A 21,802-nucleotide genomic window follows, 5' to 3' on the forward strand; every position below is an offset into this window, starting at 1 on the left:
TGGCGCGGTTGACGGGGCTCGAACCCGCGACCCCCGGCGTGACAGGCCGGTACTCTAACCAACTGAGCTACAACCGCTCGCATCATCTGCCCGGATCGCCGTCCGAGCGTGGGGAGGGTATTACGCGGGCGACCTGCCCCCGTCAAGCGGCCTGAGAGCAAAAAACCGACGAATTTTCACCTGCCGTTCGGGCAAGCAAATCGCGGCTCCTCAGTGCGCGCCCGCGACCCTTATTTATCGCGCCCGCACGCGCCCCGATGAGATGCGCTTTCTGCTTCCTCTTGGCAGAAATATCCCGGGGGAGACCGAAGGTCGGGGGCAGTGCCCCCTCTTCAACGGCTGCAATCACCGCTCCGGCGCGGGAATGAACTCCGCATCGTCGGCAGGCGGCAGCTGGAAACGGCCGTGCGCCCAGTCGCCCGCGCGCCATGCCTCTTTTGCCGCGTCGATCTTGTCGCGCGAGGAGGCCACGAAATTCCACCAGATATAGCGCGGGCCGCCCATGGTTGCGCCACCCAGCACGATCAGCCGCGCGCCCTGCCCGCCCGCTTTCAGCGACACCCGGTCGCCGGGGCGGAAGACCAGCATCCGGCCTTCCTCATAGGTTTCGCCCGCCACGGTGACAGAGCCCTGCAGCACATAGACGCCGCGATCTTCGTGATTGTCGGGCAGCGGGAGCTGCGCGCCCGGGTCGAGATTCGCATCGGCGTAGAACATCTCGGAGGGCAGATCGATCGGCGCATGCGCGCCCCAGGCATCGCCAAGCACGAGCCGAACGGTCTTGCCCTCGGCCTGCAGTTCGGGAAGCGCCTCGGCGCCCACATGTTTGAACGCCGCCTGCCCCTCTTCCTGTTCCTCGGGCAGCGCGACCCAGGTCTGGATGCCCGCGAGATGCTGGCCGGTGTCGCGGACCTTGCCGTCGGTGCGCTCGGAATGGGTGATGCCATAGCCCGCATTCATCCAGTTCACCGCGCCCGGCGTGATCCATTGATCGGTGCCCAGCGAATCGCGGTGATGCAGGCGGCCCTGCAGAAGGTAGGTCACGGTCGCGAGGCCGATATGAGGGTGCGGGCGGATGTCGATGCCGCGTTGGCCGGAGAGGAATTCCACCGGGCCGATCTGGTCGAAGAAGATGAAGGGGCCGATCATCTGCCGCGCGGCGGACGGCAGCGCGCGGCGCACCTCGAAGCCGCCGAGGTCGCGCGCGCGCGGCGCAATGACGGTCTCAATGGCGTCAACGGCATCGCCGATCGGAATTTCGGGGTCGAGGGCGGGGTTCCAGCTCATCGGAGCGCTCCTTTCCTGTGGTTGAGGGAAAGGTAGCATCGCGGCGCGCATATCATAGAGCCATGTGCGAACAGAATCTGAGCGCGGCCGCGCAACGAGGCGCAAGACATTGATATCGTTATACTTAAGGGGGAATGGTGGGCGGTGAGGGGCTCGAACCCCCGACATCTTCGGTGTAAACGAAGCGCTCTACCAACTGAGCTAACCGCCCCCGGCCCTTCCTCTAGCTCCGCCTTGCGCGGGGATCAAGACCTCAGATGCCCTCGCGCATCCGCACCTTGCGGGTCGAGGAAAGTTTCATCCCCGGCGCGGTCAGCCGCGCTTCCGGTCCGACCCAGGCATAGGCCAGCAGGCAGGGGTCGAGATCGGCGGTGGTGATGCGGTGTTCGTGATCGGGACGGTTCAGGATCAGCGAGCCGGGCGCATGCACGGCAGTGTCATTCTCCGACCACGGACCCGCGACCGAGATATAGCTCTCCTCGATCTCCTTATGGCTGTGCTGCGGATAGGTCGTGCGCGGCGCAAAGAGGACGAATCCGAGCACTAGCCGATCGGAAGCCACCGGTCCGCGCGGGCCCAGCACCTCGCAATAGGCATATTTGCGCGCCAGCGCCTTCGGCACTTTCTCGTAGCCGTATTCCCAAGTCAGCTGCCCCGTCACGCGCGAGAGCGCCCGCGCCATGCCCGCGACCGCGCCACGCTCGCCAAGATCGAGCGCGCGCGACAGATGCGCGGTCACCGGTTTCGGCTGCGGCTGGCGCGGCGTCACCGGAGGATTGGTGTCGATGATCTGCGAAAGCGTGTCACGCACCCGTTTGCGGTGGCTGCGGATCAGGCGGCTGCCGCCTGCCGAGCCATGCCGGTAGAGCGTGTCGAATTCGCGCAGCAGATACAGCCAGTCCGGGCAATCGGAGACGCGCAGCACCTCGTCGGGCCGGGCGTCGGACATCGGCGTGGTTTCGGTCATCGCATCCTCCGCATCTTGCGCATGGGGCGCGCATCTCTGGCGTGCTGTCTGGCCCATAATCTGACGCCGCGGGGCGCAGAAAACTAACCGGAAAACGACAAAGGCGCGTCTATTCAAGACGCGCCTTCGTAGGAAAATGGTGGGCGATGAGGGATTTGAACCCCCGACATCATCGATGTGAACGATGCGCTCTACCACTGAGCTAATCGCCCTCCGTGGCGGGCTTTTAGCGCCCCTCTTCTGGCTCCGCAAGAGGGTTTTCGTCGAAATCTCCACCCTGCTCCGCTCGGGAATTTTCGGCCGCATTCGCCTCTGCCGCGACCGTCTCCAGCATGCCCGAGGGGCGGCGCAGTTTGACGACGAGGATCTCGTCGCCGTTCTTCTCGAACTGGCGGTTGATCTTCAGCTTGCCGAGCGGCGGGATGCTGAGTTCCTCGCCTTCCGAGAGCGCCTCGCCCAAAACCTTAAGGACCGCTTCCGACATGGCCTTCGCTTCCCCGCGTTTCACCCCGGCCTCGACCATCACCCGATCCACGAAGCTCCTCTTGCGCACGAGCGCCTTCGCCTCGCTCGGCTCAGGTGCCCGATCGGGCGCGGCAGGCGTGAGCGTCGCGGCGGAGGCCGGAGGCGCCTCGGGCGTCGCGACGGGAGGCTTGCGGGTCGATTTCGGTTTCTGGCTCTTGGCCATGGCGGCTCCTTTTTTGATCGCAATACGAAGAGGTTAAGGGCAAACCTGTTCAAATGCAAAAACGCCCGCCGCGATGTGCGACGGGCGTTCTCGATTTCAATTCGAAGGCGATCAGTGCGCGGTTGCGCCCTGCCCGTCCGATTTGGCCGCGGCGGCAGCAGCGGCTGCTGCCTCTTCGGCCTCCTCGTCCCAATCGACCGGCTCGGGCTGGCGAACCAGCGCGCGGGCGAGGACTTCGCGAACGTGGGTGACCGGCACGATCTCCAGCCCCTCCTTCACGTTGTCCGGGATATCCGCGAGGTCTTTTTCATTCTCCTCGGGGATGAAGACGGTCGTGATCCCGCCGCGCAGCGCTGCGAGCAGTTTCTCCTTCAGGCCGCCGATCGGCATCGCGTTCCCGCGCAGGGAGACTTCGCCGGTCATGGCGATATCCTTGCGCACCGGGATCCCGGTCAGCACCGACACGATGGAGGTCACCATCGCCAGACCCGCAGAGGGCCCGTCTTTCGGCGTCGCACCATCCGGGACGTGGACGTGGATGTCCCACTTCTCGAAGCGCGGCGGCTTGATGCCGAATTGCGGCGCGACCGAGCGGACGTAGCTGGACGCCGCGTCGATCGATTCCTTCATCACGTCGCCCAGCTTGCCGGTGGTCTTCATCCGACCCTTACCCGGCAGGCGCAGCGCTTCGATCTGCAGCAGGTCGCCGCCCACGGAGGTCCAGGCAAGGCCGGTCACGACGCCCACCTGATCTTCCTTCTCGGCCAGACCGTAGCGGAACTTCTTGACGCCCAGGTAGTCGCCAACCTTCGCCTCATCGACGGTGATGTGCTTGGTCGCACCCTTCGACTTGATGATCTCGGTCACCGCTTTCCGGGCGAGCTTCGCGATATCGCGCTCGAGATTCCGCACGCCCGCCTCGCGGGTGTAGTAGCGGATCACGTCGGTCAGCGCGCCATCGGTCAGTTCGAACTCGTTCTTCTTGAGCCCGTGACCCTTGATCTGCTTCGGGATCAGGTGCTGCTTGGCGATCTCGGCCTTCTCGTCCTCGGTGTAGCCTGCGAGCGGAATGATCTCCATCCGGTCCAGAAGCGGGCCCGGCATGTTGTAGGAGTTCGCCGTCGTCAGGAACATCACGTTCGAGAGGTCGTATTCCACTTCGAGATAGTGGTCCACGAAGGTCGCGTTCTGCTCGGGGTCGAGCACTTCAAGCATTGCCGAAGCCGGGTCGCCACGGAAGTCCTGACCCATCTTGTCGATCTCGTCGAGCAGGATGAGCGGGTTCGTGGTTTTCGCCTTCTTCAGCGCCTGAATGATCTTGCCGGGCATCGAGCCGATATAGGTCCGACGGTGGCCGCGGATCTCGGATTCGTCGCGCACACCGCCAAGCGAGATGCGGATGAATTCGCGCCCCGTTGCCTTGGCGACAGACCGGCCGAGCGAGGTCTTACCCACGCCCGGAGGACCCACGAGGCACATGATCGGGCCTTTGAGCTTGGCCGAGCGCGCCTGCACCGCGAGATATTCGACGATACGTTCCTTGACCTTCTCGAGACCGTAGTGATCGGCATCGAGCACGGCCTCGGCCTTGCTGAGGTCTTTCTTCACGCGGGATTTGGTGCCCCACGGGATCGACAGCATCCAGTCGAGATAGTTGCGCACGACGGTGGCTTCTGCCGACATCGGCGACATCGACTTGAGCTTCTTCAGCTCGGCCTCGGCCTTTTCCTTGGCCTCTTTCGAGAGCTTGGTGTTCTCGATGCGCTCTTCGAGCTCGAGGATCTCGTTCTGGCCGTCTTCGCCATCGCCGAGTTCCTTCTGAATGGCCTTCATCTGCTCATTCAGGTAGTACTCGCGCTGGGTCTTCTCCATCTGCGTTTTCACGCGGGATTTGATCTTCTTCTCCACCTGGAGAACCGAGACCTCACCCTGCATGAGCCCGTAGACCCGCTCCAGCCGTTCGGAGACGTCGAGCGTTTCCAGAAGCTCCTGCTTCTGGGCCACTTCCAGCCCCAGATGGCCCGAGACGAGATCGGCCAACTTGTCCGCTTCGGTCGCATCGGCCACGGCCGACAGCGCCTCTTCGGGGATGTTCTTCTTGATCTTCGCGTAGCGCTCGAATTCCTCGGCGACCGAGCGCAGCAACGCGCGGATGGTCTCCACGTCGCCTTCGGTCTCGATCAGCGGTTCGGCATTCGCTTCGAAATAGTCGTCATTCTCGACGAAATCGGTGATGCGCACGCGGCTCTTGCCCTCGACCAGCACCTTCACGGTGCCATCGGGCAGTTTCAGCAGTTGCAGCACGTTGGCGAGCACACCAACGCGGAAAATCCCGTCCGTATCGGGGTCGTCTTGCGACGGATCGACCTGGCTTGCGAGCAAGATCTGACGATCCTCCGCCATCACCTCTTCCAGTGCGCGCACGGATTTCTCGCGCCCGACGAAGAGCGGCACGATCATGTGGGGAAAAACCACGATGTCGCGCAGCGGCAGGACCGGATGGGTGACAGAGCTAAATTCGGTCATCGGCGTTCCTCTCTTGGCAGGAGGGTCCGGCCCCGCTTTCGGCGACCACGTCCCTCCCCTGTTCAACCCAATATCTAGGAGCCGTGAAGCATCCATTCAACTAGGGCATGTCACTCACCCGTCACAATGCGTGGCCCCGGGACAGGCCGCAAGAGGCGATCTCGTTGCCGTGAGCGGTTCGTGCGCGCGCGTGATCGAATGTGTAGCCGATCACCGGGGCAGGATCATCTCGGCCATCAAGCCGCCAAGCCGTTCGGATCGCCCGAGTTTCAGCGATCCACCGTGGCGGCGCAGGATGTCGGCGGTGATCGAAAGCCCCAATCCGACGCCCTGCCCGCGATCCTGATTGCGCGCCGGGTCGAGCCGGGTAAATGGCCGGATCGCCTCCTCGCGGCGTTCGGGCGGGATGCCCGGCCCGTCATCATGCACCGCGATTCGCCACCCCGTGCGCGCGATAGAGACGGTGATTTCCGCGCGCGTACCGTAGCGGACCGCGTTGCCGATCAGATTCGCCAAGGCGCGTTTGAGGGCATCGGGGCGGAAGGTCGCCTCCTCCTCGCTGTCACAATCGACCAGCGTCACATCGCGCCCCATCCGCCGCATATCCTCCACCACGCCTGAAACGAAGCCGCAGATCGGCAGCGTCTCCGGCTCGCCATGCGACGCACCGTCGCGCGAGAACTCGAGAAACGCATCGACAAGGCGCCCCATCTCGTCGACGTCACGTTCCATCGCGCGAACCTCGTCGTTCTCCTCCATCATCGACAGGCCGAGCCGCAGACGCGTCAGCGGCGTGCGCAGATCGTGGCTGACACCCGAGAGCATCAGCGTGCGCTGTTCGATCTGCCGCTCGATCCGGTTACGCATATCGAGGAAGGCGCGGCCCGCGGCGCGCACCTCCGTCGCCCCCGAGACGCGGTAATTCAGGTTGCGCCCCTTGCCGAATTCCTCCGCCGCATGGCTCAGCCTGCGGATCGGGCGCAGCTGATTGCGCAGGAAGATATAGGCGATCAGCGTCATCAGGATGGAAACAAAGACCATCAGCACGAGCAATTGGTGCGGATTTGAGGCCGACACCCGGCTGCGCGCGAAGGTCACCGCCAGCGGCCCGTTCGGCGTCTCCTGCACCACCCGCACGGAATTGGTGTTGTTGTCGAGATCGATGGAGCGGATCTGCGACAGGTTCGCCCGCAGCGTCGAAATCACCACGATTCCGGTCAGATCGAAGAAACTGCGTGTATCGCCCCGCTGCGACGCAAGATTCGCGGGCGCCGGGAATTGCGAGGCGAAGTTCAGCGTCTTGTCGAGCACGTCGAGCCGTTCGCGCGCAACCTCTGCTGTCGGCGCATTGGTCGCGACCTGATCGAGCAGAGCGATCTCGCGCACCATCCCTTCGGTCATCTGCTGCGTGACACGCTCGAAATGGCGCTGAATGAAGACGACCGAGACCACGAGCTGGATCGTCACCACCGGCAGAATCAGGATCAGCGCGGCTCGCCCATAAAGCCCGCGCGGCATCATCTGTTTCAGCCAGCGAAATTTCATGCCAGAACCCTAACGATGGCCGCGATGGAGGGAAAGATGGAAGAATTGCAGCCCGGCTTGCGTCGGATCGTGGCTCCGAACCCGTCCCCCATGACTTATACCGGCACCTGCACCTATGTCATCGGCACCGGCGAGGTCGCGGTGGTCGATCCCGGCCCCGCCGATCCTGCCCATCTGCAGGCGCTGCTCGACGCGCTCGCACCGGGTGAACGTGTCAGCCATATCCTCGTCACCCATGCGCATCTCGACCATTCCCCCGGCGCACGGCTCTTGGCCGAGGCCACGGGCGCGCCGATCCTCGCCTTCGGCCCGCCCGAAGCCGGGCGCGCGCCTGTGATGGCGGAACTCGCGGCGCGCGGCCATGCGGGCGGCGGTGAAGGAGTCGATCACGCCTTCGACCCGGATATCCTTCTCGAGGATGGCGAGACCCTAAGCCATGGCGACTGGTCGCTCACCGCGCTGCACACGCCCGGCCATTTCTGCAACCATCTGAGCTTCGCGATGGGCGATGCGCTTCTGACCGGCGATGTGGTGATGGGCTGGTCCTCGACGCTGATCTCGCCACCCGACGGCGATTTGGGCGACTATTACCGCTCGCTCGCGCGGATCGAGGCGCAGAGCCCGCGCATCCTCTATCCCGGCCACGGCGACCCGGTGACCGATCCCCAGACCCTGATCGCGAGTCAGCGCGCGCATCGCGACGCCCGTACCGAACAGATCCGAAGCGCCCTCACCGAACGCCCCGCCACCCCGCAGGGCCTCACCCGCGCGATCTACACCGACGTGCCCGCCGCCCTCTTGCCCGCGGCCGAACGCAACGTCTTCGCGCATCTCGTTGAAATGTCAGTGCAAAACCAAGTCATCGCCGCGCCAGATCTGCGCCCAGAGGCGCTATTTTCGCTGACGTGACGAAAGCCTGAATTTTTTCGCCAGAACCCTCTGGACATCCCAATTCGAGATTCATATACACCCTCACATGTTCCGGCGTAGCTCAGCGGTAGAGCAGTTGACTGTTAATCAATTGGTCGTAGGTTCGATCCCTACCGCCGGAGCCATCTTCCCCTCTAGGGTGTTGATTTAGCCACAAAAAGCCTTTCATGGCTTCGTAGGTGTGGCATATGGGTGTTCCATCACCCCATTTTGCGTAGGTCCGTCCGAAACAAGGACGACGCAAGACCATGCACGGCCAACCTCATCTCTCCCGTCGCGGCACCGCCTATCAATGGCGCCGTCGAATCCGGGTGTTTTTCACAAAATTCGTTGACCTGAAGCTCTCCTTGGGGACGACGGATCGCCGTGTTGCGACTATCTTAGCACGCAAGATTAGCGCGGAGAGCGACACATTTATGGACGGCATCATCAGGACCGAGATTTCCCCTCAAGAGGCGCGCGTATGGCTGGCGGATGTCATCAAGCGCGAGCGGGCGAAGATCGAAAAGCTGCAATTGCTGTGCCGGTTCGACTCCCTCGATCCGCTTGATGATGTGCGCCACGACGAGGCCACGCGGGACGCCTGGGCACATCTGGCACGGTCGGGAGTGAATGCTGACGCGCCCGAAGGTGCTTCTGACCTGCTGAACTCGACGATAGAGCTATATCGCCGCGACCTTACGAGCGAGAGCCGCAGGCGGATCATCGCAACGGCATCTACTGGAGCCCACTGGTCGGCGCGGTTACCGGGGCACGGCGCGAAGAGATCGCAGGCTTGTCGCCCGACGACATCATCGAGGTCGACGGTATCCCTTGCATTTCAATCCGTGAAACCGAGCAGCGCCGGGTCAAAACGCTCTCCTCTTGTCGTATCGTGCCAATCCATGCGCGCCTGATCGAGCTCGGGTTTCTCGACCATGTGACGAAGATGAAGCGTGCCGGGCACCCGGACCTTTTTCCAGACCTTCGGGAGCCCAAGAGCGGGAAGCACGGCAAGAAACTCGGGCGTCGGATGCGACAGATCATCGATGACACGCTGGGTGCCGACGGCGCGGCACTACCTTTCCACAGCTTACGCCATTACGTGCAGAACGCGCTCGAACACGCGGCAATCGACGATAAGATCATTCGCGACATCGTGGGCCATGAAGGGCGCGATATTCACGAGAAGACTTACCACAAGCCGACCCCACCCAACCTGATGCGCCCGGCGATCGATGCTCTGCCACTTTGGGTATGACGGGGAAGTGTCAGGCGTTTTTTGGGCAGGAACCGGACTTTCGCTGCGGCTTGGACGAATGGCAGCTGTGCGCAGTTAGGTGCCATTCGCGCCGAAGCCCTTAAGTGACCGCCGAGAAACGCAGGGCTATTTAGCTCTGAGTATGCCGGGCTTGCTATGATACATTATCTCGAAATTGAAGAGGTCCTCGCCTATGTCGCTTAAATTAATTTCTGAAGAATTAGACCGTTTCTTGTCTAACCCCGAGCCAGAGGTGCTGTGCCTGAGGGGAGGGTGGGGCGTTGGCAAGACATTTCTATGGAACCAAAGGCTGGATACTGCTGACAAAGAAGGCATCGCGGCTTTAGACGCTTATTCCTACGTGTCGCTATTCGGTTTGAAGAATCTTGCGGAGCTGCGCCTTTCCGTTTTTCAAAACTGCCAGTCACTAAACGGTTCAAAACGAAAACGTGGCGTCCGAGATTTGGAAAGCTATGTGAACAACACAGTGGGGTGGCGGAGCAAGATCGGGCTACTTAAAGCGGTTCCGTTTGTAGGCAACTTGTCAGACGATGATGCAGCTTCACTACTCTCCTCGGTACTTTCACAAAAGCAGTTCGTTTGCATTGACGATATCGAGCGGCGTGGGAGCGGGCTTGGCGTTAAGGAGGTACTGGGTTACGCGTCTTTCCTCAAAGAAGAGAAGCGAAGCAAAGTCGTCATATTGCTTAACGAAGGTGAGCTAGGAGATAAAGGCGCTGAAGAGTTCCAGCAACACGGCGAAAAGGTCGTCGACATATCTCTTACGATGAAACCGACGGCTTCGGAAGCAGTCAGAATTGCGTTTCCCAAACCGTCCGATTTGCAGCAGAAGGTGGCCGAAAGGTGTGTGGCGCTGAGTATATCTAACATCAGGGTCATACGCCGCGCAGAAAAAGTTTGCCAGGCGATCATGCCTCAATTATCCCGCGACGGTGCACCGCTTGTTGACTCTGTAATTAGCTCACTGGTCTTATTTTCGTGGGCGCGTGATCAACCAAATGAAGCTCCAAGCCATGATTTTCTTGCCAAAATTGACGCTGTCTCAATCTTCCGAGAATATACGAAGGAAGACGACCAGGAGCCGGACGAAGAACTGGCAAAGTGGATGCCGATGCTTGAGGCATATGGCTACGGTGAATCTGATGCAGTTGATGTTGCGTTGATGAAATCGGTCCGCGACGGATACTTCGATCCGGTCGCTTTGGAGCCGCTTCTGAATGAGTGGCGGGACAGGTTCGAAAATATCGAAGCTGACAGCGCGTTTAGTAAGGCGTGGTCGGTCTACCACAACAGTTTTGACAATAATCAGTCCGAAGTATTGGACGGGTTGTACGATGCATTCAAGGAGAACTTCGACCACATCTCGGTGGTAAACGTTCTCGGAACCTTTCGCCTTTTCATTGATTTAGGCGAGGAAGCACGGGCGCAGGAGTTGGTGCAATTTTATGTGTCTCATAGGCAGGAAGAGAGAGAGTTTTTTGACCTCGACAGCAATTACTTTATCGAAGACCCGATAGATCCGTACTTCCGAGAAGCCTTTGACAATAGGCGCGATGAGTTGCACCAAGAGCGATCTTTCAAGTCCGCACTTCTGTCGATTACCGATAGCTGGAGTCCAGACGACGTAACGATAGTTGCTGCTGCTCCTGTGGAAACATATGTCGAAACATTCAAGGAGCATAATGGCGCCGAGATGCGCCGCCTTGTTGAAAGCGCAACGAGATTTAGCAGGATATCCAACCCAACTGACGACATGAAGACAGTCACGAAGAAGGCGATGGAAGCTCTAAAGGTTATCGGCCAAGAGTCTCCGATCAACGCCCGTCGAGTCGCGAAGTATGGGGTCAGGGTGAAGCCGATCACTGAATGAGTTTCAGCTGTCGGCGGGTTGGGCTTGTGGCGGCAGTCAACACAAGTCGGAATATTCGACCTACGTGTGGGTTGCCTGTGCAGGCGAAAGGTCAGTTGGGGCCGGTCGCTTGGGCGTTGTTCGCGTTGTACAGGTTGCCAGTTTTCACGTGCTTAAGCGCTGCCACCTTCGCATTTCGGCCACCGCCCTTCCCAAGACGGCCGTGCGCTGTAGTGTTAGCCGCGGCTGCTTTGGTCTGAGACCCGTCATTCACGGCGCTTGGCACGAAGGTCAACTATGGGCCGAAAGCCATCTCGTCCAATCGGTCTGCTCAACGGCAATTATTACAACTCAGTCACCACCTCGAATTTCCGATCTCGCCCACAGCCCTAGATCCATGAAAAACTATCGTTCCATCTCCAGCGCCAATTTCAGAAACATAGTTTGACACCCCTGCCCTCCATCCGCGCGCCACTGCCGAGCACTCGGCCTCAATCAGGCCGCTGTCACCTCATCAGCGTGCAGCAGCATTCCGGCCCCGCGGAATATTGAGACCGGCCGCGGCGCGATCGGTTCGCGTGCGCGGGTGTGGCTGCCGGCCTGGCGCTCGCGAAACAGCGGCGCTGCGCGGGCCTGAGTCAGAGCGCGCTCGCTATCCGGGTCGGGTGTTCGCGGCCGACCATCCATGCGCGCGGGCGTTCAAAACGCTTCATTATAAATCTGCAATATCTGGTCTTTGGTCAGATCAACCGGATTCCAATCGAGCAAACGCCGAATTCGGCGTGCCTCCGCTGCCATCACTGGCAGGCTCTCCGCATCGACGCCATGCGCAGAGAGCCGCATATCGAGACCAAGATTTCCGCAGAATTCTTTCGCACCGTCTCGAATTCGCTCGGGCGCGTCATCGGCGATCCCAAGAGCAGCGCAGATCGCTCGCGTCTTCTCTGGACAGGCCGACGCATTGACCGCAAGCACATGCGGAAAGATCAGCGCATTCGCGAGCCCATGGGCGAGCTTCCAGCGCGTCCCGAGCGGATAGGAAACCGCGTGTCCCGCGGTGGTGTTCACCGGACCCAAACAAACTCCGCCATAGAACGCGGCAAGCGCGAGCCCGGCGCGCGCCTCACGATCCGTGCCGTCAGCGACAGCACGCGCGAGGTAACGCCCGACAAGCCGGATCCCTTCGAGCGCATACTGGTCGATGACCGGATGCGCCCGCTTCGACGTATAGGCTTCGACGCAATGAGCCATCGCGTCGATTCCGGTCGCCGCCGTCACGTGAGGCGGCACCGAGACAGTCAGCTCCGGGTCGAGGATGGCGAGATCGGCCAGCATATGTGGACTTTCGGTCGCGACTTTCGCCCCAGTCTCCGGATCGGTGACCAGCGCGCGGGTGCCGACCTCGGAGCCCGTCCCGGCAGTTGTCGCGATCTGCACCAGCCCGACTTTGCGCGCAGGCGCCCTGCCCGGCCCCGAGATATCCGACAGCGGCATATCGTGCCCGATCATCACCGCGACCAGCTTCGCCAAATCCATCGCCGAACCGCCGCCGAAGCCGATGATCAGATCTGCCCCAGCCGCCGCCGCGCGGGCGACCTCGAGGTTCTCGATGTCGGGCTCCGCTACGACCTGTGCGAAACAGGTGACGTCGCCCAGGCCCAGCCGCTCGAGCCGCGCCGCATTGACCGGATCCGCGATCACGACGGGCCGCGCAAAGCCACGGGACGCAACCCAATCGGGCAGCCGCTCTAGCATCCCCACCCCGAACAGCACCTGCGGCGGGCGCAGCAATTCGATCGCGTGCGACAGATCGGTCATGGGGTTCCTCCTCGATTCCGGGCCTGACAGGAGCCTTGCGTGCACCGATGCTGTTGTCAACTTGTAATATGCTTTACTCCATACGCTGATAAAATTCGCAAATCGTCGATTTGACCATCTATAAAAGGGTTTATTCTGAAATCTTGGGGGTCGAGAGTCCCTCATTCTCCCGAGATATGGAAATAAACTCCGCATCTTTGTTGACATGTATGATGGTTGTGAGCAATCTCGCGCCAGCAGCACCGCCACCCCGGCCGGATATCCGCCAGACAGGAGATCGAATGACACGCTCCGCCTATGTCGCTCTCGTGACATGCTTCAACGAAGACGAGACCATCAATTTCGACGCCACCCGCGCGCAGGTGCGCCGGCAGGTCGCGGCTGGAAACGACATCATGTGCTGCGGAACGAATGGCGACTTCTCGGCGCTGACCCATGACGAAAAGCTCGCGCTTTGCGAAGCGGTGATGGACGAGGTCGCAGGCCGGGTGAAGGTGATCGTCAACGCGGGCTGTCCTGCGACCTACGAGACCCTGCAACTCGCGCGCGGCTTCGATGCGATGGGCGTGCACGGGATCGCGGTGATCACCCCCTATTTCATCGCCTGCACGCAGGACGGACTCATCCGCCACTTCTCGACTGTCGCCGATGCAGTGACGCGCCCCGTTTACCTTTATGACATTCCACCGCGCACCCAGAACCACATTGAGCCCGAGACCGCGCGCACCCTTGCGGCGCACCCCAACATCGCGGGGATCAAGGATTCCGGTGGCTCGACCGAGACGGTGCTGGACTATCTCGCCGTGGCGCACGACGTGCCGGGCTTCGAGGTCTATTGCGCGCCCGATCACCTCGTTCACTGGGGCCTGCAGCAGGGCTGCGCCGGGGTAATTTCGGGGCTCGGGAATGTCGCGCCTGGTGTGCTCGCAGAGATCCTGCGCGCATTCAACGCGGGCGACACCGAGGCAGCAGAGGCTGCACAGTCTACCTTCGCTTCGCTTCGCAAGGACCTCTATGCGCTTGGTTTTCCGCCCGCGATGGTAAAGCGTGCGCTCTACATGATGGACCCGTCGGTGGGCCTCTCGCGGCAGCCCGCGCTGTTGCCCGACCCAGATCAGGACGCTGCCATCCGCGCAATACTCGCCGATCACGCCCTCGCCTAAACCTCGGAGACCCGCAATGTCCCAAGCCCCGATCGTCATAACCATGGGCGACCCTTCCGGCGTCGGCGCCGAGGTCACCGTCAAAGCCCTCGCGAGCCTCTCCGGCCCCGAGCGCGCGCGCTATGCCGTGATCGGCGACCGCGACGTCTTGGAGCGCGCGATTGCGGCGAGCGGCGTTAATCTTCCTTTCGACGGCCCCGACGCCCCGCGTCTGATCGAGGTGTGTGTGAAGGGCCTGCCCGATCGCTTCGGCGAGCTCTCCCCGGCCTGTGGCGAGGCGGCGTTCCGCTACATCGAAAAAGCCGTTCAAATGACGCTTGCGGGTGACGCTGCGGGCATCGTTACTGCGCCAATCAACAAGGAGGCGCTGAACGCCGCAGGGCATCACTACGACGGGCACACGGGGATGCTCGCGCATCTCACGGGCAGCCAGTCGTCCTGGATGCTGCTTGCCTCCGAGACGCTCAACGTCATTCATGTCTCGACCCATGTCGCGCTGCGCGACGCGATCACCCGCGCCACGCCCGAGCGCGTGGCCGAGACGATCCGCACCGGTCACCGCCATCTGCAACGGATGGGCATCAACGCGCCGCGCATCGCGGTGGCGGGGATCAACCCGCATTGCGGAGAGAACGGCCTTTTCGGGCGTGAGGATGACGATCAGGTTGCCCCCGCCGTCGCTGCCACCCGCGCCGAAGGCATCGACGTGGTCGGTCCGATCCCGGCCGATACGGTCTATTTCCGCGCGCATCGGGGAGATTTCGACCTCGTGGTCGCGCAGTATCACGATCAGGGCCATATCCCGATCAAGCTGATCGCCTTCGATACGGCGGTGAATGTCTCGCTAGGTCTGCCGATCGACCGCGCCTCTGTCGATCACGGGACTGCGTTCGACATTGCCGGGACTGGCAAAGCGAACCACGCGAACATGCTCTGCGCGCTCGATTATGCAGGCAAGCTGGCGGCGGGGCGCTAGGCCCCGCTCAAAGCTTGGGCAGGCGGTCTCGCCAGCCGGGCGCAAGCCGTAAGTGTTTGATTGCACGACGATGATAGGTGTAACTGAGATGCAGTGCACCGTCGCGCGCCTCTAAAAGCCACGGGTAGGACAGCTCGTGATTTTTCCCATCGATCGAGTTGTTCGACAGGCAGGTGCCCGGTCCGTCTTCGATCAGATATCGCTCGGGGAAACTGCGCCCATCGTCTTGTGACAGGCAGAGCGCGACCGGCGCGCGCTCTACCCCCCAGATCGGCGTGCAACCACCCTCGGGATCTGCATCGGGGCGCGCATCGTCCTCGCCCAACTCGTCGTAGAGCGAGGCGCGCCGCGCCCCTGACATCGTCGCATTGACCGGGTTGCAGATCAGCGCGACCTCGCCAGAGGACAGTCGCTGCGCCGCGATTGAGGAGTTGTTGTTCGGCAGATCCGTGGGAGCTGGCGCGGACCATGTCACCCCATCCGCGCTTTCCGAGCGGTGGACCTCATCGGCCTGCCGCCTACGGTAGAAGGCGACCATACCATCCGTACTCGGCACCGGGCACATATGAACAGACCCGATCGAGCCCGGCACCTCTCGGTAGTCCCATGTCGAGCCGCGGTCATGGCTGATCGCGACCGCCGCGACATCGTGGCTTCCGGTCCACTTCTGACCCGGGCGCGATACGCAGCGGAAGAGCGGCAGCAGCCAACCGCCCTCATCGAGCACGCGCATCGGCGCGCGCACGAAGCAGCCGCGCGGCAAGTCGAGATAGCGCTCGGACGTGACGCGCAGGTTTTCTCCGTCGCGCGCGATCCGCGCCATGCGGATTTCGCATTCGTCTTGATTTCCAGATGGTTGTGCGGTGTGTATGAGGTAAATCTCTTCCCCGTCCACGAAGATGACCGGGTTCTGCTCGGACCGGTCGGGATCACGGCTCAACGTCACCGTCGGCCCCCAGCGATCGGCCCCTGGCAGCAGCACCGCCGCGCGGATCGCGATGTCGGATTTTCCCTCCAGCGAGCCACCGAACCATGCGCAGATCACCACGCCGTCGGGAAGTTCAGCCAGAAAACTCGCGTGGTTCTGCACCATCGGCGACGGCAATAAGCTCGCCTCGATCCCCGGCGCGACCATCGCCAGCCATCCGGTCATCCCGGCTTCGATCTGCTTTACAATCATGCACGTTCCTCCCCGCCGGCAGAAGGTCACAGCATGGTCGACATGTCAAGCTATAAGTAAACTTGTAATACTCTTGTCTACTTCATGCGCAGGTCGATCAGACCGCCACCGAACAGCCTGTCGCGCGAGTGCTCCAAGTGAGAGCGCATCAGCGCGCCCGCGCTCTTCGCGTCACGCGCTGCAATCGCGTCGTGGATCGCGCAATGTTCCGAGAGCACTTCGCGCAGTGCCTCCGCCCCGTCGGGCATCAGCGACTGGCCATGCATTTTCATACCGACATTGATGTGGTCGCGGAGCGCCCGCATCGTTGCTTCGAAATATTGGTTGTTCGACGCCTGCGCGATGGCGAGGTGGAACGCGAAATCGGCATCTTCGCGATGCTCCATCGACACGGTCGCGTCGCGCATCAGCCCCAATGCCGCATCGATTTCAGCCAGCGCCTGAACGTTGTGACGCTCGGCGGCAAGCTCGGCCGCCTCGACCTCGATCACCATCCGGAACTCGTAACAGCGCTGGATGTCGCTCAGCGTCTCGACCCTCTGGAACCCGACAGGGGGCGAGACCAGCACGCGCACGAAACTGCCCGCGCCCTGACGTGAATAGATCAACCCTTCGTCGCGGAGCCGATCGAGGGCTGCGCGCAGCACCGGGCGCGACACACCGAATTCTTGGCTCAGCGTGTTCTCGGCGGGCAACTTGTGATTGGGTGGGTAATCGCCATTGCTGATCCGCCCATGCAGGCGGTGATAAACCTTGTCGGTCAGCGTCATGCGGGGCTTGGCCGCTTGCTCCTGCATCGAACCCTCATCGGCGGTGGCTACTCTCCCCTGATACATCTTGTGACACAGGATTGGCAAACCTGTTTACAACTTGGCGCAAAAGGTCGCAGGAGCCGAAGCCGCCGGATTTGGTCAAAACACGCAGGCCCGTCGCGGTGCAGCGGGAGAGCGGCAGTCCCGCGAAGAGCTCCGCTTCGATCTCCAGGCGATGACAACCGGCTGCGCGCAGGATGGCGTGGGCGCTTTCGCCGCCGCAAGCCAGAATGGTGCGGATCGACCCGGTCGTGATCGCGCGCGCCACGCCCTCGGCAAAGCGAGTGCCAGCCTCTCCCGGATCGCAATCCGAAGGCCCAGCAACCATCTGCAGCAGCGAAAAGGATCCTGCCGCGAAGTCCGGCACAGCTCCGTTCGGCGCGAGGGTCACCGGCAAATCGAGCGCATCGATCTGCGCCAAGGTCACCGGGTCGCGAGAGCCGATGGCGAAAAGCGCGGGCATTTCCAGAGACTTCGGCTCCGGGCGTGCCCCTAAAAACAGCCGCTCTGCCAACGCTTCGGCGAGGCCACCTGCCCCTAGATAGAGCCACTCGTCGAGCCGCGCGGGCAGCGCCGCCGCGATATCTTCGGGGCGCGTCGCATCAACCACCTGCGCTGGCCGTCCCAACACAGGCGCAACCGGGATCGGGGCCGCGACCCCTGCCCCGGTGACCGCGCCTTCCGTGACGACGCGACCAAGCCGCGGCAGCGCGGGACAGGCCAGAACGGGCCGGGGAAGCAGCCGCGTCAGTTCAGCCAGTTCCGCCGCGACATGGCCTTTCATCCTGCTGTCGATCTTTTTCAGGATGATGCCGGACCAGCTTTGCAAGACCGGCGCGAGAGCTGAGATAGCCGCGCGTGCGGCCTCTTCGGTCCCGTCGCGCGTTCCCGTCGCAAGCGCTACCACGTCGAACGTCGGGTCCGAAATCATCCGAGGCAGAACACCCGCCTGCAACGCTACCTGCGCGCGCGCGCCATGCATCGTGAAGGCGACCGCACTATCGAGCGCGCCCGTCAGGTCGTCGGCGATGATCAGCACGCGCGCCATAAGCTCAGCTTACCAGACAGGCCGAGTCGATCGGCTCGCCCGCGGCATGCGCCCGGATATTGCCCGCCCAGTGGCGCACCAGCCGCGCGAAATTCTCGCGCGTGCGCCCGCCCGAATGCGCCGAGAGGACCACGTTCGGCGCGGAGCGGATCGGCGCATCGGCAGGCAGCGGTTCGGGAGAGAAGGCATCGAGGCCTGCGCCGCCGAGATGGCCGGATCTCAGCGCCTCGGCCAATGCCGCCTCGTCGACAAGCTCGCCGCGCGCCATGTTGATAAGCACGGCACCGGGCTTCATTCGCGCAAGGCTTCCTGCGTTGATCATATGCCGGGTCTCGGGCGTCGCGGGAGCGTGCAGCGAGAGAACATCGACCTGCCCCAGCATCTCCTCGAACGGCGTCGATCCAGCCCCGCCCGAGGCGCGGCTATGCAGCACTTCGCAGTCGAAGCCCTTGAGCCGCTTCTCCACCTCACGCGCGATCGCGCCGTAGCCAACAAGCCCGACACGCACTCCGGTGAGGTCGCGCCCGATCTCGTAGAGGTTCGGTTCCGCCCAGTTGCCTGCACGGATGCGGGCGTCCCCGACCACGACCCGCCGCAAGCAGGCCAGCATCAGCGCCACGGTGAGGTCCGCGACCGAGGGCGCATTCACCCCCGGGGAGCGCGCGATGGTGAGACCGCGCGCCTTCGCCTCGGCAATCGGGATACCGTCCGTCCCGGTGCCCCATTGGTGGATCATCTTCAGTTTCGGGCCCGCGTCGAGCAGCGCCGCTGGCATCGGGATCGAGCGCACGAGCGCATATTCCGCTTCCGCCAGTGCCTGTGCACGATCCGCATCGTCGTTGCTTTCGCAGAAGACCAGATCGAGATCCGCCCCGGCCAGCTCTTGCAGCTTGGGTCGGATGTCGGGTTCGAAATATTCGAGCAGAGCGACCTTCACCATCACGACCGCCCGTCGATCAGGGCTTGCATCATCTCCACCTCTTCGCCGGTCAGATCGGTCAGCGGCGCGCGCACCGGGCCGGTCTCGAACCCGCGCAGCTTGACACCCGCCTTGATCGCCGAGACTGCGTAACCGGTCTTGCGGTCGCGGATCTTCGCGAAGGGATAGTAGAATTCGGTCAGCAACCGCTCGCAGGTCGCGTCGTCGCCCGAGGTAAAGGCACGGTGGAATTCAAGCGCCGTCGCGGGCACGAAGTTGAACACAGCCGAGGAATAGGTCGGCATCCCCGCGCCGCGATAGGCTTGCGCGAACAGCTCATGCGTCGGCATGCCGCCGATATAGCTCAGCCGGTCGCCCATGCGCAGCGTGACCCGGCGCACCGTGTCGATATCGCCGGTGCCATCCTTGAAGCCGATCAGGTTCGGGCATTCCTCGGCCAGTGCCTCGAGCGTATCGGCCGTCACGCGGGCTTGGCCCCGATTGTAGACGATCACTGCCATCTTCGTCGATTTGCAGACGGCGCGGATGCGATCCGCGATGCCATCCTGCGGCGCGCCGATCAGGTAATGCGGCAGCAGCAGGATCCCGTCGCCGCCTGCCGCCTCGATGGCCTGTGCCATCTCGCAGGCCATTTTGGTGCCGTAACCACAACCCGCGATGATGGGCTGGCCGGGTTGAGACGCCTTCGCGGTCTTGACCACAGCGACCACCTCGGCAGGCGTGAGCGAGAACAGCTCGCCCGTGCCGCCCGCGACGATCAGCCCCGCGACCGGGTAGTCGGACAGCCATTCGAGATGCGCCGCGAAAGGCTTCGGCGCGAATTTGTCATCACTGTCGAACGGTGTCACCGGGAATGAAAGCAGCCCCTCGCGAATGCGCTCCTGCAGGTCCTTGTTGTCGATCATCTGGGGTCTCCTCCCTCAAGCGGTTTTCTGAAGCGCCGCAGGCAGTTGCCCGAGGCTATGCGTGTCTTTGGTCATACTGCGCGCGGCCCCCGACAGGGACAGGCCGAAGCCCGGCGCACGCGGTAGCCAGATCTGGCCGTCGCGAATCTCCAGCCGTTCTTCGAAGAGCGGTTCGAACCAGTCGAAATGCTCGACCCACACCGGGCCGTCGAAGGCGGCGGCGAGGTGCAGGTGCTGCTCCATCACGAAATGGGGCGCGAGGCCGATGCGGGCCTCCTCGGCCATCGCCATTACCTTCAGGAACGGGGTGATGCCCCCGATGCGGGGCGCGTCGACCTGGCAGAACCCGGCCCCGCCCGCGCTGATCAGCGCGCGGTGCTCGGCGACCGAGGTCAGCATCTCGCCAGTGGCGATGGGGGTCGCGAGTTGCGCGGCCAACGCGCCGTGACCTTCGTGATCGCGCGCGGCCAGCGGCTCTTCGATGAAGCTCAGGCCGAACTCGTCCACGCTGCGGCAGAAGGACCGCGCTGCGGGGCGCGTCCATTGCTGGTTGGCGTCGATCATCAGCGCGACGCGGCCCTCGGTCACCTCGCGCAGGGCGGCGATGCGGCGCATATCCTCGGCCACGTCGGGCTGGCCGACCTTCATCTTGATGCCGCCGATGCCGCGCGCGATCCCGGCCTCGGCCCCGTCGCGCATCTCAGGGATCGTCGCCTGCAGATATTGGCCCGACGTGTTGTAGACCGGCACACCCTCGCGCCGCGCGCCGATCAGATGGGCCAGCGGCAGTTCCGCGCGCTTGGCCTTCAGATCCCAAAGCGCGCTGTCGAAGGCGGCGATACATTGAGCGGCCGCGCCGCCCTCGCCCAGGCTGTTCGTGCGCCACGCAAGCCGCGACCAGAGATAGGAGATGCGGTTCGGATCTTCGCCGATCAGTGCGGGCGCAATCTCGCGCGCCAGCGCCATCAGTGCCGTGCCGCCAGCGCGCAGCGTGTACGTGAAGCCGAAGCCCGTCAGCCCGGCATCGGTGGCGACCTCCACCAGCAGCAGATCGACTGCGGCCAGCGGCGTCTGCACCCCGGTTGCGACCTTCGCGTCCGAGACCGGCTTCGCGATCGGCACCACCAGATGGCTCAGCTTGAGCCCGGAAATCGTGTCGTGGTTATGGGTGGCGCTCATAGCGATCCTCCTGCGCAAATGATGAGTTCCTGCCCAGTGATAGCCCCCGCATCGGGCGAGAGCAGGAAAGCGGTCGTGCCCGCGACCTCTTCCGGGCGCACGAGGCGACCGAAAGGCGGCATGCGAGGCGGTTCGGATGCCCGCGCGGGATCGCGCAGCATCGGTGTGTCGGTGGCGCCGGGCGCCACGATGTTGACGGTGATCTGGCGCGGCGCGAGTTCCAATGCTACCGAGCGCGCAAGCCCGCTGAGCGCGGCTTTGCTGGCAGCGTAAAGCGCGCGGCCCGCCGCGCCACGGGCAACGCGGCTGCCTATCAGGACGATCCGACCGCCCTCAGGCATGTCGGGCGCGCAGAGCGAAATCAGCCGGGCCGCGACATCGACATGCAGTTGCCACATCGCGGCACCGTCGTTGAAGTCCGCCGTCTCGATCGGGCCCACGCGCAGCAGACCCGCTGCATGGACCAGCGCATCGACGGGCCCGGCCTGCGCGACGGTCGTGGCCAGCGCCTCGGGATCGCTCAGATCGCAGGGCAGATGCATGTAGTCGCCTTCCAGCGCCTGTGGGGCGCGCCGGGCGATCCCGGTGACCCGCCAACCGTCAGTCAGCAGCCGGGCCGCCACCGCCTGCCCGATCCCGGAACTCGTCCCGGTCACGAGCGCATGGCGCGGCGTATCTCTGTCGAGCGCGGCCATCAGGCACTCCTCCCCCGGCGCACTGCCGCGAGT

At 63.1% G+C, this 21,802-nt stretch carries 18 protein-coding genes and 4 tRNA genes; 6 read left to right on the forward strand and 16 right to left on the reverse strand.

Going from position 1 to position 21,802, the window contains the following annotated elements; all coding sequences use genetic code 11:
- The 8 genes from BMI85_RS20685 to BMI85_RS20720 form a co-directional block, all read right to left on the reverse strand.
- A tRNA-Asp gene (locus tag BMI85_RS20685) sits at positions 1-77 on the reverse strand.
- Positions 78-345: 268 nt separating this feature from the next.
- A complete protein-coding gene (locus tag BMI85_RS20690; protein ID WP_078539210.1) occupies positions 346-1,287 on the reverse strand; it encodes a pirin family protein in 942 nt (313 codons plus the stop codon).
- A gap of 135 nt (positions 1,288-1,422) precedes the next feature.
- Positions 1,423-1,498: transfer RNA gene (locus BMI85_RS20695), tRNA-Val, on the reverse strand.
- Between the two features lie 42 nt (positions 1,499-1,540).
- Positions 1,541-2,254 carry a dimethylsulfonioproprionate lyase family protein gene (locus BMI85_RS20700; protein ID WP_078523362.1) on the reverse strand — a complete coding sequence of 238 codons (714 nt, stop codon included), beginning with the start codon at positions 2,252-2,254 and terminating at the stop codon, positions 1,541-1,543.
- Between the two features lie 137 nt (positions 2,255-2,391).
- A tRNA-Val gene (locus tag BMI85_RS20705) sits at positions 2,392-2,466 on the reverse strand.
- 14 nt (positions 2,467-2,480) lie between these two features.
- Positions 2,481-2,942 carry an HU family DNA-binding protein gene (locus tag BMI85_RS20710; protein WP_078602659.1) on the reverse strand — a complete coding sequence of 154 codons (462 nt, stop codon included), beginning with the start codon at positions 2,940-2,942 and terminating at the stop codon, positions 2,481-2,483.
- A gap of 111 nt (positions 2,943-3,053) precedes the next feature.
- Positions 3,054-5,468 carry an endopeptidase La gene (gene lon / locus BMI85_RS20715; RefSeq protein ID WP_078523364.1) on the reverse strand — a complete coding sequence of 805 codons (2,415 nt, stop codon included), beginning with the start codon at positions 5,466-5,468 and terminating at the stop codon, positions 3,054-3,056.
- 210 nt (positions 5,469-5,678) lie between these two features.
- A complete protein-coding gene (locus BMI85_RS20720) occupies positions 5,679-7,013 on the reverse strand; it encodes an ATP-binding protein (RefSeq protein WP_078602660.1) in 1,335 nt (444 codons plus the stop codon).
- A gap of 36 nt (positions 7,014-7,049) precedes the next feature.
- On the opposite strand from BMI85_RS20720, the gene BMI85_RS20725 reads away from it, so the two are divergent.
- From BMI85_RS20725 to BMI85_RS20740, 4 genes are all read left to right on the forward strand, one after another.
- Positions 7,050-7,922 (forward strand): MBL fold metallo-hydrolase, encoded by an 873-nt coding sequence (locus BMI85_RS20725; RefSeq protein WP_246832615.1) that lies wholly within the window; start codon positions 7,050-7,052, stop codon positions 7,920-7,922.
- Between the two features lie 71 nt (positions 7,923-7,993).
- A tRNA-Asn gene (locus BMI85_RS20730) sits at positions 7,994-8,068 on the forward strand.
- Between the two features lie 650 nt (positions 8,069-8,718).
- Positions 8,719-9,183 (forward strand): hypothetical protein, encoded by a 465-nt coding sequence (locus tag BMI85_RS21750; protein WP_246832616.1) that lies wholly within the window; start codon positions 8,719-8,721, stop codon positions 9,181-9,183.
- Between the two features lie 193 nt (positions 9,184-9,376).
- Positions 9,377-11,074 (forward strand): hypothetical protein, encoded by a 1,698-nt coding sequence (locus tag BMI85_RS20740; protein ID WP_078602661.1) that lies wholly within the window; start codon positions 9,377-9,379, stop codon positions 11,072-11,074.
- A 678-nt stretch (positions 11,075-11,752) separates the two neighbouring features.
- On the opposite strand, the gene BMI85_RS20745 is transcribed toward BMI85_RS20740, so the two are convergent.
- Entirely contained in the window at positions 11,753-12,871 is a 1,119-nt protein-coding gene (locus BMI85_RS20745; protein ID WP_078602662.1) for an iron-containing alcohol dehydrogenase, read from the reverse strand.
- A gap of 281 nt (positions 12,872-13,152) precedes the next feature.
- On the opposite strand from BMI85_RS20745, the gene BMI85_RS20750 reads away from it, so the two are divergent.
- Together BMI85_RS20750 and pdxA are read left to right on the forward strand one after the other, a co-directional pair.
- A complete protein-coding gene (locus tag BMI85_RS20750; protein WP_078602663.1) occupies positions 13,153-14,034 on the forward strand; it encodes a dihydrodipicolinate synthase family protein in 882 nt (293 codons plus the stop codon).
- 16 nt (positions 14,035-14,050) lie between these two features.
- A complete protein-coding gene (pdxA, locus tag BMI85_RS20755) occupies positions 14,051-15,010 on the forward strand; it encodes a 4-hydroxythreonine-4-phosphate dehydrogenase PdxA (RefSeq protein WP_078602664.1) in 960 nt (319 codons plus the stop codon).
- A gap of 7 nt (positions 15,011-15,017) precedes the next feature.
- On the opposite strand, the gene BMI85_RS20760 is transcribed toward pdxA, so the two are convergent.
- From BMI85_RS20760 to BMI85_RS20790, 7 genes are all read right to left on the reverse strand, one after another.
- Positions 15,018-16,190, reverse strand: a complete 1,173-nt coding sequence (locus BMI85_RS20760) for an exo-alpha-sialidase (RefSeq protein ID WP_078602665.1) — start codon at positions 16,188-16,190, stop codon at positions 15,018-15,020.
- Between the two features lie 77 nt (positions 16,191-16,267).
- Positions 16,268-16,987, reverse strand: coding sequence for a FadR/GntR family transcriptional regulator (locus BMI85_RS20765; protein ID WP_078602666.1), 720 nt, complete (start codon positions 16,985-16,987; stop codon positions 16,268-16,270).
- 7 nt (positions 16,988-16,994) lie between these two features.
- On the reverse strand, positions 16,995-18,050 hold the full coding sequence (locus BMI85_RS20770) for a four-carbon acid sugar kinase family protein (RefSeq protein WP_078602667.1): 1,056 nt from the start codon (positions 18,048-18,050) through the stop codon (positions 16,995-16,997).
- Positions 18,051-18,054: 4 nt separating this feature from the next.
- A complete protein-coding gene (locus tag BMI85_RS20775; protein ID WP_078602668.1) occupies positions 18,055-18,990 on the reverse strand; it encodes a 2-hydroxyacid dehydrogenase in 936 nt (311 codons plus the stop codon).
- Positions 18,990-19,892, reverse strand: coding sequence for a 5-dehydro-4-deoxyglucarate dehydratase (locus BMI85_RS20780; RefSeq protein ID WP_210402394.1), 903 nt, complete (start codon positions 19,890-19,892; stop codon positions 18,990-18,992). The genes BMI85_RS20775 and BMI85_RS20780 overlap by 1 nt, the downstream gene beginning before the upstream one ends.
- A gap of 18 nt (positions 19,893-19,910) precedes the next feature.
- Positions 19,911-21,074 carry a mandelate racemase/muconate lactonizing enzyme family protein gene (locus BMI85_RS20785; RefSeq protein ID WP_078602670.1) on the reverse strand — a complete coding sequence of 388 codons (1,164 nt, stop codon included), beginning with the start codon at positions 21,072-21,074 and terminating at the stop codon, positions 19,911-19,913.
- Positions 21,071-21,769, reverse strand: coding sequence for an SDR family oxidoreductase (locus BMI85_RS20790; RefSeq protein WP_078602671.1), 699 nt, complete (start codon positions 21,767-21,769; stop codon positions 21,071-21,073). The genes BMI85_RS20785 and BMI85_RS20790 overlap by 4 nt, the downstream gene beginning before the upstream one ends.
- Between the last annotated feature and the right edge of the window lie 33 nt (positions 21,770-21,802).

This window comes from Thioclava sp. DLFJ4-1, from assembly GCF_002020145.1.
GTDB lineage: Bacteria > Pseudomonadota > Alphaproteobacteria > Rhodobacterales > Rhodobacteraceae > Thioclava > Thioclava sediminum.